Source organism: Streptomyces sp. NPDC001100 (assembly GCF_053598575.1).
On the sequence record NZ_JBSFKO010000010.1, the window covers coordinates 97,720 to 109,181 of the forward strand.

The window sequence follows — 11,462 nt, forward strand, 5'->3', positions numbered from 1 at the left end:
GACAGGGAGAAGGGGAGAGGGCTCAGGCCCTCTCCCCTTCTCCCTGTTCTCAGTTGCTCCTGCGCACTCCCGGCGACACCGCGAGCCGCGCGAGGCCCCAGAAGACCGCCAGCGTCACCAGGGCCATCCCGGCGACCAGGGTGGCGCCACCGACGACCTTCTCGTAGTTCTTCTGGTAGAGGCCGTCGATGATGTACCGGCCGAGGCCGCCGAGGCTGACGTAGGCCGCGATGGTGGCGGTGGAGACGATCTGGATGGCGGCCGAGCGCAGGCCGCTGAGGATCAGCGGGAGCGCGACCGGCAGTTCCACCTGGAAGAGGATGTTCGTCTCGTTCATGCCCATGCCCCGGGCCGCGTCGACCGGGGACGGGTCGACGGAGCGCATCGCCTCGTACGTGGTGACCAGGATCGGCGGTACGGCGAGGACGACCAGCGGGATCATCACCGGGACCAGGCCGAAGCCGATCAGCACGAACATCAGCACCAGCAGGCCGAAGCTCGGCAGTGCGCGGGCGGCGGTGGCGATCAGCGAGAGAGCGTTGCCGCCGCGTCCGGTGTGGCCCGTGAGCAGACCGACGGGGAGGCCGATGGCGGCGGCGATGGCGAGCGCGAGCAGCGAGTACTGGACGTGCTCGCGCAGCCGGGTGGGGATGCCGTCGTAGCCGTGCCAGTGGGTGCTGTCGCTGAAGAACAGGTTGATGTAGTGGAGTACGTTCACCGGGCTGCGTCCTCCAGTACGGGTTCGGCCGGTGCGGGCCGGGCCTTGCGGGTGCCGCGCGGCATCCAGGGCGTGAGGAGCAGGCGTACGGCGACCAGGACGGCGTCCACGACGATGGCGAGGACGGCGGTGGTGATCACGGAGAGCCAGATCAGCCGCGGCTGGTGATAGATCTGGCCGTCGTTGAGCAGGTTGCCCAGCGCGCCCTGGTTGCCGATCAGCATGCCGACGCTGACCAGGGAGATGCTGGAGACGGTCGCCACCCGCAGTCCCGCGATGATCGCGGGCACCGCGATCGGCAACTGCACCTGGAGGTACCGGCGCACGGGCCCGAGGCCCATCGCGGTCGCCGCGTCCAGGGTCTCCTGCGGTACCGAGCGGACGCCGTCGACGATCGCCGGGACGAACACCACCAGGCTGTAGACGCCGAGCGGGATCATCACGGTGGTCTCGGTCTGGCCGGTGTAGTCGATGAGGACGACGAAGAAGGCCAGCGAGGGGATCGCGTAGAGCACGGTCGTCACCCACAGCACCGGCGGGTACAACCAGCGCAGCCGCACACAGAGTTGGGCGATGGGCAGAGCCACCACCAGACCGACCAGAACCGGGATCACGGCCTCGCGCAGATGCAGTCCGATCAGGCCGAAGTAGCTGTTCTGGAGGTCGCTGGGGATGCGGAACCAGTCGTTCATCCGAGGACCTTCGTGTCCGGCCGCACCGCCGCGTGCGCGCTGCGGATCGCCTCGCCCACGGCCTGCTGCGACACGACGCCCACGACCCGGCCGGTGCCGTCCACGCCGACCGCCCAGCCGGTGGGCGAGAGCACGGAGCCGTCGAGCGCGGCGCGCAGCGAGTCCTTGCCGGCCGTGAAGGGGCGGCCGTAGGACAGGAGTCGGGCGGTGTCGACGGGGCCGCCGGTCAGTGCGCCGGGCTCGCTCCAGCCGAGCGGCCTGCCGTCCAGGTCGGTGACGAGGAGGTACGGCACACCGGGGGTGGTGCGTTCGGCGATCTGCTCGGCGGTGGAGTCGACGGCGACGATCGGGGAGGTCTTGAGGTCGAGGCCGGCCGAGGAGAAGAAGGACAGCCGGCGGATGCCGCGGTCGGCGCCGAGGAAGTCCTCGACGAAGGCGTCCGCCGGGTCGGACAGCAGCTCGGCGGGCGGCGCGAACTGGGCCAGCTTGCCGCCGGTGCGCAGCACCGCGACCATCGTGCCGAGCTTGATCGCCTCGTCGATGTCATGGGTGACGAAGACGATCGTCTTGCCCAACTCCTCCTGGAGGCGCAGGAGTTCGTCCTGCAGCCCCTTCCGGACCACGGGGTCGACGGCGGAGAACGGCTCGTCCATCAACAGCACCGGCGGGTCCGCGGCCAGCGCGCGGGCGACGCCGACGCGCTGCTGCTGGCCGCCGGAGAGCTGGTACGGGTACCGCTTGGCGAGGGAGCCGTCGAGGCCCACCCGCTCCATGAGTTCGGTGGCCCGTGCCCTGGCCTTCTCCTTGCCCCAGCCGAGCATGCGGGGCACGGTGGCTATGTTGTCGACGATCGTGCGGTGCTGGAAGAGTCCGGCGTTCTGGATGACGTAACCCATGGACCGGCGCAGGGTGTTGACCGGCTGCTTGGTGATGTCGGCGCCGTCGAGGAGGATCTGGCCCTCGCTGAGGTCGATCATCCGGTTGATCATGCGCAGCGTCGTCGTCTTGCCACAGCCCGAGGGGCCGACGAGGACGGTGATCGAGCGGTCCGGTATGTCCAAGGACAACCGGTCGACCGCCACCGTGCCGTCCGGGTACCGCTTGGTGACTGAATCTATCCGTATCAAAGCGCCGAATACCCTTCGGATGTGGCAGAAAATGCCCGTTCCTGGTCACTGTCTCAGGCCGTTGAGGGGAGAGTCTAGACGGCTCGTGTTGCGGGAACCTGGCGGGCACCTGAGGGGTTTTGGGTGCCGCTTCCTGGGGGTTCGTCGCGGATCGACTGTGCCCTTCCTGTGAGTCCGCTGATTCTCATCGACCGTTCAGCGAAGGCACAGCAACGCCCCAGACAGGGACCGGATCGTCACGGTCATGAACGAACAGAACGCGGGAGGCGCCCGGCAGCGGTCGGTCGAGATCGTGGTGCCGGTCCACAACGAGGCGCACGTCCTCGCCGGCAGTGTCGGCCGTCTCCACGCATACCTCGAATCGTCCTTCCCGTTCCCGTTCACGATCACCGTGGCGGACAACGCGAGCACCGATGCCACCTGGCGGGCGGCGCTCGACCTGACCGAGCGGCTGCCGCACGTGCACGCCGTGCACCTCGACGCCAAGGGCCGGGGCCGCGCGCTCAAGCACGTGTGGAGCCGCTCCGAGGCGGACGTGGTCGCGTACATGGACGTCGACCTGTCCACCGGCCTCGAAGGCTTCCTCCCCCTGGTCGCACCGCTCCTTTCCGGCCACAGCGACCTGGCGATCGGCAGCCGGCTGCACCGGCAGTCGGCCGTCCAGCGGGGCGCCAAGCGGGAGTTCATCTCCCGCTCCTACAACCTGCTCCTCAAGGCAGGCCTCGCGGCCCGCTTCTCGGACGCGCAGTGCGGCTTCAAGGCCGTGCGCACCGAGGTGTTCCGGGCGCTCGCCCCGCACATCGAGGACACCGCCTGGTTCTTCGACACCGAACTCCTCGTCCTCGCCCAGCGCAACAAGCTCCGTATCCACGAGGTCCCGGTCGACTGGATCGACGACCCCGACAGCCGCGTCGACATCGTCCGTACCGCCCTCGACGACCTCAAGGGCATGCGCCGCATGTTCAGGCGGAGCGTCACCGGCCGCGCCCGCATCGCCGCCGTACCCCACCGCATCCGCACCACCACCCCTGTCCTGCCCGCTGGGGCGCCCACCACTTCCGCGGAACACCTGGAGTACGCGTCATGACGACCCTCGCCCCGCCCCCCGGTCAGGAGACCACCCGCCGCTCGCACCGGGCGGGCCCGCCCTCCCCCACTGCCTTGAGGGCGTGGGGGGACCCCCACGGCGGCCTCAACTCCCGTGCCAGAAGGCTCTTCGCGGGCCCGGAGGACGACCCGCGCTGGGCCCGCCCGGCCCTGTGGGCGATCCTGCTGCTGGCCACCGCGCTCTACGCCTGGAACCTGACCTCGATCACCGGCAACACCTTCTACGACGCGGCCGTCTACAGCGGCACCAAGAGCTGGAAGGCGTTCTTCTTCGGCGCGCTCGACTCCGGCAGCTTCATCACGGTCGACAAACCACCGTTCGCCCTCTGGGTGATGGGCCTGTCCGCCCGCGTATTCGGTTACGGCACCTGGCAGTTGATGCTCCCGATGGTCGCGGCCGGCACCGGCTCGGTGGCCCTCCTGTACCGCAGCGTCAAGCGGGACTTCGGCGCGGTCGCGGGCACCGTCTCCGCGCTGGTCCTCGCCCTCACCCCGATCACGGTCGCCATCACCCGTGACACCAACCCCGACCCGATCCTCGTCCTGCTGATGATGCTCGGCGCGGTGGCCCTCCTGAAGGCCGTCCGCAACGGGAAGTCGATGCCGCTGGTGTGGTCGGCGGTCGCGATCGGCTTCGCGTTCAACACCAAGATGATGCAGGCGTACGTCGTCCTGCCCGCGTTCTTCCTCGTCTACCTCTGGGCCACCAACGTCTCCCTCGGCAGGCGCATCCGCAACCTCGCCGTCGCCACCGTCGCGCTGGTCGTCTCCAGCGCCTGGTGGATGGTGATCGTCGACCTGATCCCCGCCTCCTCCCGCCCCTACATCGGCGGCTCCACCGACAACACGGTGTGGGACCTGGTCATCGGCTACAACGGCTTCGGCCGCATCTTCGGCGCCAGCTCCTCGGTCGGCTCGCAGGGCAACGGGGCCTCGTTCGGGGGCAGTTCGGGCCTGTACCGGATGTTCAACGAGATCATGGGCGGCCAGATCTCCTGGCTGATCCCGTTCGCCGCGATCGCGCTGATCGCCGGTCTGGTGCTGCGGGGCCGCGCTCCCCGCACCGACGCCAAGCGGGCGGCGCTCATGCTCTGGGGGGGCTGGTTCGTCCTGCACTTCCTGACCTTCTCGCTGGCCGAGGGCACGTTCCACCCCTACTACGTCACCGCCATGGCGCCCGGTATCGCGGCCCTGGCCGGTGCGGGCGGGGTGCTGCTGTACCGCGCCTTCCGTGAGGGTGCGGCGGCGAAGTGGGCCTGGGTACTGCCGGTCGCCATCACGGCCAGCACGGTCTGGGCGGTCGTCCTGCTCCAGCGGGTGTCCGGCTCCGGCACGGTCTACACCGTCGCGGAGATCGTGGTCGCCGTGGCGGGTGCGGCCTCCGTACTCGGCCTGCTGGTCGGCCGGTTCACCCGACGCCACCGTCTGATGGGCTTCGCGGCCCTGGCCGCCGTGGTCGCCCTCCTCGCCGGTCCCGCGGCCTACTCGGTCTCGGCGGCGACCTCCTCGACCAACGGCACCAACCCGACGGCCGGTCCCAGCACCGGTGGCGGTATGGGCGGCGGCGGTGGCGGTATGGGCGGCGCGCCGAGCGGCACCAACTCCGGTACGAAGCCCAGCGGTTCGGCCCCCTCGGGTACCAAGCCCAGCGGTTCGGCCCCCTCCGGCACCATGCCCTCCGGCAGCGGCTCGGCGCCTTCGTCCTCCTCCGAGTCCGGTTCCGAGTCCGGTACGCAGTCCACCGGTGGCGGCGGTACGGGCGGCGGCACCCAGGTCTCGTCCGAGATGATCGCGTACCTCAAGAAGCACCAGGACGGGGCGACTTGGCTGCTGGCGGTGTCCACCGACCAGACGGCGTCCTCGATCATCCTGGAGTCGGGACAGCCCGTGATCTCCATGGGCGGCTGGTCCGGCAGCGACAACGCGATGACCCTCGCCAAGCTCAAGTCCCTGGTGAAGTCCGGCAAGTTGCACTACATCATCGTCAGCAGCGACGGCGGCCAGGGCACCAACTCCGAGATCGCGACCTGGGTCAAGGCACACGGCACGGCGGTCAAGTCCTCGGCGTACAGCACCGGTTCGTCGACCTCGACCTCGTCGTCGACCAGCAGCGGCCTCTACCGCCTGGACGCCTCCGACGTCAGCTGAACCACCAGCCACATTTCCCGACAGGAAGGGCCGCCGGCAACCCCGGCGGCCCTTCCGCTTGTCTTAGGTGCTGCGGTCGTGTCCCTACGCCGCCACCGTCGCGACCGGGAATCCCGGTGTACGACGGACCCGGCGCTCCACGTCGACCGCGAAGACCTCGCAGCCGGGCCGGGCGGCGGCCCAGTCGACGCCCTCCGGACCCATCGCGAAGGCCGCCGTGGCCGTGGCGTCGGCCTCGGTGAGGGAGGCGGCGACGACGGAGAGGCTGAGGAGCCCGGTCGCGGGGCCGCCGGTGCGGCCGTCGACGATGTGGTCGCCACGTTCGTAGCGCGCGGAGGTCGCCACCGCCCCGTCGGTCAGTTCCAGGACCGTGCACAGCTGGTCGGCGTGCTCGGGGTGCCGTACGCCGACCCGCCAGGGACCGCCGGAGACGACCACGTCGCCGCCGGCGTTGAGGATGAAGCGCCTGGCCCCGGCGGCGGTGAGCAGTTCGGCCGCCCGCTGCACCGACCAGCCCTTGACGACCGCGCAGGGGTCGAGGGGCCGGCCGGGCAGCCGGACGTCGAAGGCGCCGCCGGTCGCGAGCCGGTACTGCTCGCAGAGGTCCAGGACTTCGATCAAGTCCGCGCTGAGCTGCGGGAGTTGGAGCTCGCCCCGGTCGTAACGGCAGACCTCGCTGTCCGCACGGAACGGGCTGAAGCGGGCGTCGACCTCGCGCAGCCAGGCGAACAGCGCGTCCGCCGTCTCGTCCATGCGGGAACCGCCGCCCTCGTCGTCGATCCGCAACGACACCGGGAACCCCATCACCTGCTCGACGCGGTTCATCTCAGGCGCCCTTGGCGTCGATGGCGGCCTGGAGGGACTGGACGTAGGCGTCGCTGGTGATCGTGGCGCCGGAGACCGTGTCGATCTTCGAGCTCTGCGCCTTGAGGGTCTCCTCGATCAGCACCGGGACGGCCGCGGTGGTCTGCGGATGGTTCGGCTGCTGGAGCATGCCGACGGCGCTGATCTTGTCGCCCTCGAAGGTCACCTGCACCTGCACGGTGCCCTTCGAGGTGTTGATCGCGGTGCCCTGGACGACCTTCTTCGCGGAGGCGGCGGAGGACTCGGAGGGAGACGCCGATGAGGAGGTGGCCGGAGAGGAGGGCGTCGGAGTCGGCGTCGAGACCGCCTCCGTAGTGGTCGTGGTCGTCGTCCCGATGGACGGCTCGTAGCGCCAGACGGGGATCAGACCCGCGACGGACAGCACCAGGACAGGTATGACTCGCTTCACGTTATGTCTCTCATCCCGCCAGGCTGAAGCGTTCGAAGTGGATCTGCTGCTTGGGCACGCCCATGTCGCCGAGGGTGCGCAGCACCGCGTTCATCATCGGCGGGGGTCCGCAGAGGAAGACGTCCCGGTCGGCGATGTCCGGTACCAGGCGGGCGAGTTCGCGCGGGGCCAGCTTGTCGGGGACGGGCGGCCCGGTGAGCAGGTGCAGTTCGGCGCCCTTGGCCCGGGCCAGCTCGGCCAGTTCGCCGTAGAGGACCGCGTCGCGTTCGGCGGAGACGCGGTAGATGACGACCGCGTGGCCCTCCAGGTCCTCCAGCAGGGCGCGGATCGGGGTGACGCCGACGCCGCCCGCGATGAGCAGGGACTCGGCCTTCCTGCGGTGCAGGGTGGTGAAGGCGCCGTAGGGGCCCTCGGCGAAGACGCGGGTGCCGACCTTGAGGTGGCGCAGGGCGGCCGTGCCGGCGCCGGCGGTCTTGGCGGTGAGGCGGAGGCCGGTGCCGTCGGGGGCGGCCGAGAGGGAGAAGGGGTTGGCCTGCCACCAGCGGTCCTTGGTGAGGAAGCGCCAGAGGAAGAACTGGCCGGCCTGGGCGGGGAGCCGGTCGAGGTCGCGGCCGGTGATGTGGATCGAGACCACATTGTCGGACTCGGGGACGACGGCGGAGACCCGGAACTGGTGGCGCAGGTTGCGCCAGAGGGGCAGGACCAGGCGGCCCAGGGCGACCGAGCCGAGCGCCACGCCCCAGACGGTGTACCAGTACGTCTTCGCGGCGGAGGACGCGGTGAACGTCGTACCGACCGCGACCTGGTGGGTGAAGGCGAGGACGACGGCGACGTAGGTGTAGAGGTGGATGAAGTGCCAGGTCTCGTAGGCGAGGCGGCGGCGGGCGTAGCGGGCGGAGGTCGCGCCGATGACGAGGATCAGGGCGAAGGCGACGAGCGCGCGCAGGATGCCCTCGGTGGTCTCGGCCAGGTCCACGACCTCGCCGACCGGGCCGGTGTCGGTGCCCTCCGCGTAGCCGAAGGCGATGAAGACGAGGTGCCCGAGCAGCGTCCAGAGCAGCGCGAAGCCGGTCCAGCGGTGCCAGGAGGTCATCCGGTCCATGCCGATGCGGCGGTCGAGCCAGGGCAGGCGGGCCACGAGCAGCAGCTGGAAGGCCATCACGAGCGCGCCGTAGAGGCCGAGGAGGCGGCCGATGACGATCAGCGAGTTGGAGGCGAATCCGGCCTGGGCGAAGAAGACGGTCACCACGGCGACGTTCGCGGCCAGCACGGCGTACAGGCCGGTGCGGGCCACCACCCTGGGGCGTATCGCCGTGCGGGGCGCAGGGGGTGATTGGACGGTCGTCACGGACGGCAGCTCCTTGATCGGGTCCTGGGAGACGAGCTTGACCTCGGAGCGCTGTCGTTTTCCTGTCGAACAACTTTCAAGTACTTATCGATGCGGGTGTGGGGGTGCCGCGGGTCTGGCGCCGGTCGGCGCGTGAAGCACTATGAGCAGGTGGAAAAAGTACGACTCCTCGTCGTGGACGACGACCCGCCGATCGCCGACCTCGTCGCGACGGTCGCCCGCTACGAGGGCTGGGAGGCCGCGTGCGCGTACTCCGGTGAGGAGGCGCTGACCGTGGCCGCCGAGTTCCAGCCCGACATCGTGGTGCTGGACCTGATGCTGCCCGGCCTGGACGGCTTCGGCGTGCTGGACCGGCTGCGGCGCTCCGGGACGATGGTGCCCGTGGTGTTCCTGACCGCGCGGGACGCGGTGGCCGACCGGGTCGCGGGGCTGACCCGGGGCGGTGACGACTACCTGGTCAAGCCGTTCGCGGTGGAGGAGCTGATGGCCCGGCTGCGGACGGTGCTGCGGCGCAGCGCCGGGCCCGGTTTCCCGCGCTCGGTGCTGCGGGTCGCGGACCTGACGATGGACGAGGACACCCGGGAGGTGCGGCGCGGGGACCACCTCATGACGCTCACGCCGACCGAGTACGAGGTGCTGCGCTATCTGATGCGCAAGTCGCCGACCGTGCTCACCAAGGCGCAGATCCTCGACCATGTGTGGGAGTACGGCTTCGGCGGCCGCTCCAATGTGGTGGAACTGGTGGTCAGCCGGCTGCGCCGGAAGCTCGACGAAGGGCACGATCCGCTGATCCACACCGTGCGCGGCTTCGGCTATGTGATCCGGCAGGCCGCCGGGTGATCGCGCGGCTGCGGCGGACGTACCGGCGGCTGCGGCTCGGCACCAGGCTGGCGCTGGGGCTCGGGGCGCTGGCCCTGGTGGCGTTCGCCGTCGTCGGCACGGCGCTGACGACGTACATGCGGGACTATCTGTCGAACCAGCTCGACGACCAGCTCGGGCTGGCCCAGAGCGCCCAGGCCAAGTCCATCGCGGCCAGCGGCACGCTCCAGGGCAAGAAGTACTACCGCTGGTACTACGCCGTGTACGACGTCACGGACGGCACGCCGGTGCTCCGCAAGCCCGAGGAGAGCTCGGACCTGCCGTCGGACATCGCGGACCTCACCGCCGTGGCCAAGGCGCAGATCGCCAGGGGCACGGAGGTCCTGCGCACCAGCGACCTCAGCGGCGAGGGCGAGTACCGGCTGCGCGGCTGCGAGGTCGAGCCCGGTGTGGTGCTGGTCAGCGGCGCGCCGATGGACGCGATCGACGGCACGGTACGACAGCTGGTGATCATCCAGGTGATCGCCTTCGGGGTGGCCCTGCTGGCGCTGGTGGTGCTCGGCCGCAGGCTGCTGCGGCGCGGGCTGCAGCCGCTGAGCGACATGGCGCACACCGCGCACGGCATCGCCTCGCACGATCTGAGCAACTCGGCGGCCCGGCTGCCGCTGCGTGCGGAGAACCGCGACGGCGGGCCCGAGGTGGAGGAGCTGCGCACCGCGTTCAACACGATGCTGGAGCACATCGACGACTCCCTCGCGGTGCGCGCGGAGGCGGAGCAGCGGCTGCGCCGGTTCGTCGCGGACGCCTCGCACGAGCTGCGGACGCCGCTCATGTCGGTGCGCGGCTACGCGGACCTGTTCCAGTACGCGGCGGCGAACGTGCCCGAGGAGCGGGACAAGCACCTGGCCCGGCTGCGCGCCGAGGCGGCCCGCATGGGCATCCTCCTCGACGACCTTCTCCTGCTGGCCCGCCTCGACGCGGCGGACGTGGAGACTCCCGTACGGCTGCAGGACGCGGAGCTGGTGGAACTGGTGGCGCAGGCGGCGGACGCGTTCCGTGCCGGGCATCCGGACCGCCCGCTGACGGTGGCGGTTCCGCAGGCGCCGGTCCCGCTGCGCGTCGACCCGGTCCGGATCCGTCAGGTGCTGGACAACCTCCTCACCAACGCGGCCGTACACACCCCGCCCGGCACCGAGGTGTCGGTGACGGTCTCGGTCGGCGCCCGTACGGCGTCGGTGCGGGTCGCGGACGCGGGCCCCGGCATCCCGGAGGCCGACCGGGACCAGGTCTTCGACCGCTTCTACCGCGTCGACAAGGCCCGCAGCCGCGACCGGGGCGGCAGCGGGCTCGGCCTCGCGGTGGCCCGCTCGCTGACCCGGGCCCACGGCGGAACGGTCGAGTTGACGGCCGAGCCGGGGGCGACGGTATTCACGGTGACGATTCCGCTGAGGAGCAGATCGGCCTGGAGCTAGGCTCGGCGCACCCCATGCGCTTACCATGGGTAACGTGGCGTCACTTGAGGCTCAGAACCATCAACTGGCTCTGTTTGTTCGGCAGTTGCCGCGCCGCACGGCAGCGAAAGCGCTGTCACATACCGCGCCACACATTGTCGTAGGCCGCGTCCTCGACGCTCTTGCGCTGCCGGACGGCCTCCAGTTCCGTCACCGCGTCGTGGACGGCGGCGAGGACGGTGTCCAGAGCTTCGTCGGTGACCTTCGCGGAGTCCTCGTCCGGCACCTCGCGGATGCCGACGGCCGCGGCGAGCTGGGCGAGGACGGGTTCGCCGGTGGCCCAGCGGTCCGCCGCCCGGCCGCGGGCCGGGGAGTCGACCAGTGCCGCCCTGCCGCCGCGGACCAGGTTCCAGCGACCGCGCTGCCGGGCGATCAGGCCCTCCTTCTCCAGCGCGGCGAGATAGGCCAGGGCCAGACCCTGCCCCCGCCGCCACAGCCAGTCCTCGACCGACTCGTACGGCGTCTCCCGTACGAGGGCGCCCGCGGCCTCGTCCAACAGGCCGTCCGACAGGGGAACTCGGAGGTTCGGCACGATCAGTTCGCCGTCCAGCGCGACGGCTTCGGCGGCAAGGAGGTCGACCACCTCCGCTCCCGCGAGCGCGAGCGACAGCTCACCCGACTCGACGGGGCGGTCGGGGGCGACATCCATGGCGACGATCAGCAGGTCCCGGGGTGTGCTCATGGGTGCCAACCTAGCGCGGCTCATGCGAGGAGGCAGC

Annotated in this window: 11 protein-coding genes; 4 read left to right on the forward strand and 7 right to left on the reverse strand. The window is 70.6% G+C overall.

The genetic code is table 11. The features are described from left to right. Positions 1–49: 49 nt before the first annotated feature. The 3 genes from ACWDEW_RS16700 to ACWDEW_RS16710 are packed head-to-tail and all read right to left on the reverse strand — an operon-like array spanning position 50 to position 2,537. A complete protein-coding gene (locus tag ACWDEW_RS16700) occupies positions 50–718 on the reverse strand; it encodes an ABC transporter permease (RefSeq protein WP_450513522.1) in 669 nt (222 codons plus the stop codon). After that, a complete protein-coding gene (locus ACWDEW_RS16705; protein WP_431253684.1) occupies positions 715–1,410 on the reverse strand; it encodes an ABC transporter permease in 696 nt (231 codons plus the stop codon). Before ACWDEW_RS16705 ends, ACWDEW_RS16700 begins: the two co-directional genes overlap by 4 nt. Next, a complete protein-coding gene (locus tag ACWDEW_RS16710) occupies positions 1,407–2,537 on the reverse strand; it encodes an ABC transporter ATP-binding protein (protein WP_450513524.1) in 1,131 nt (376 codons plus the stop codon). The genes ACWDEW_RS16705 and ACWDEW_RS16710 overlap by 4 nt, the downstream gene beginning before the upstream one ends. A 244-nt stretch (positions 2,538–2,781) precedes the next feature. Between ACWDEW_RS16710 and ACWDEW_RS16715 the strand changes: the two genes are divergently transcribed. Together ACWDEW_RS16715 and ACWDEW_RS16720 are read left to right on the forward strand one after the other, a co-directional pair. Next, complete coding sequence (locus ACWDEW_RS16715; protein ID WP_450513526.1) at positions 2,782–3,624, forward strand: dolichyl-phosphate beta-glucosyltransferase; 843 nt, start codon at positions 2,782–2,784, stop codon at positions 3,622–3,624. Beyond that, positions 3,621–5,792, forward strand: a complete 2,172-nt coding sequence (locus ACWDEW_RS16720; protein ID WP_450513528.1) for an ArnT family glycosyltransferase — start codon at positions 3,621–3,623, stop codon at positions 5,790–5,792. The genes ACWDEW_RS16715 and ACWDEW_RS16720 overlap by 4 nt, the downstream gene beginning before the upstream one ends. An 84-nt stretch (positions 5,793–5,876) precedes the next feature. Here ACWDEW_RS16720 and ACWDEW_RS16725 read toward each other — a convergent pair whose 3' ends face one another. Genes ACWDEW_RS16725 through ACWDEW_RS16735 form a run of 3 tightly spaced genes read right to left on the reverse strand, consistent with a single transcriptional unit; the run spans position 5,877 to position 8,413 of the window. Beyond that, entirely contained in the window at positions 5,877–6,617 is a 741-nt protein-coding gene (locus ACWDEW_RS16725; RefSeq protein WP_450513530.1) for an FAD:protein FMN transferase, read from the reverse strand. Between the two features lies 1 nt (position 6,618). After that, positions 6,619–7,065: an FMN-binding protein gene (locus ACWDEW_RS16730; protein ID WP_450513532.1), complete on the reverse strand. Its 447-nt coding sequence runs from the start codon at positions 7,063–7,065 to the stop codon at positions 6,619–6,621. Positions 7,066–7,075: 10 nt separating this feature from the next. After that, positions 7,076–8,413 (reverse strand): ferredoxin reductase family protein, encoded by a 1,338-nt coding sequence (locus ACWDEW_RS16735; RefSeq protein WP_450513534.1) that lies wholly within the window; start codon positions 8,411–8,413, stop codon positions 7,076–7,078. 150 nt (positions 8,414–8,563) lie between these two features. On the opposite strand from ACWDEW_RS16735, the gene ACWDEW_RS16740 reads away from it, so the two are divergent. Then, complete coding sequence (locus ACWDEW_RS16740) at positions 8,564–9,253, forward strand: response regulator transcription factor (RefSeq protein WP_450513536.1); 690 nt, start codon at positions 8,564–8,566, stop codon at positions 9,251–9,253. Beyond that, a complete protein-coding gene (locus ACWDEW_RS16745) occupies positions 9,250–10,704 on the forward strand; it encodes a sensor histidine kinase (RefSeq protein ID WP_450513538.1) in 1,455 nt (484 codons plus the stop codon). The genes ACWDEW_RS16740 and ACWDEW_RS16745 overlap by 4 nt, the downstream gene beginning before the upstream one ends. A 115-nt stretch (positions 10,705–10,819) precedes the next feature. Here the strand turns inward: ACWDEW_RS16745 and ACWDEW_RS16750 are convergent, their stop codons facing one another. Next, complete coding sequence (locus ACWDEW_RS16750) at positions 10,820–11,425, reverse strand: GPP34 family phosphoprotein (RefSeq protein WP_450513540.1); 606 nt, start codon at positions 11,423–11,425, stop codon at positions 10,820–10,822. Between the last annotated feature and the right edge of the window lie 37 nt (positions 11,426–11,462).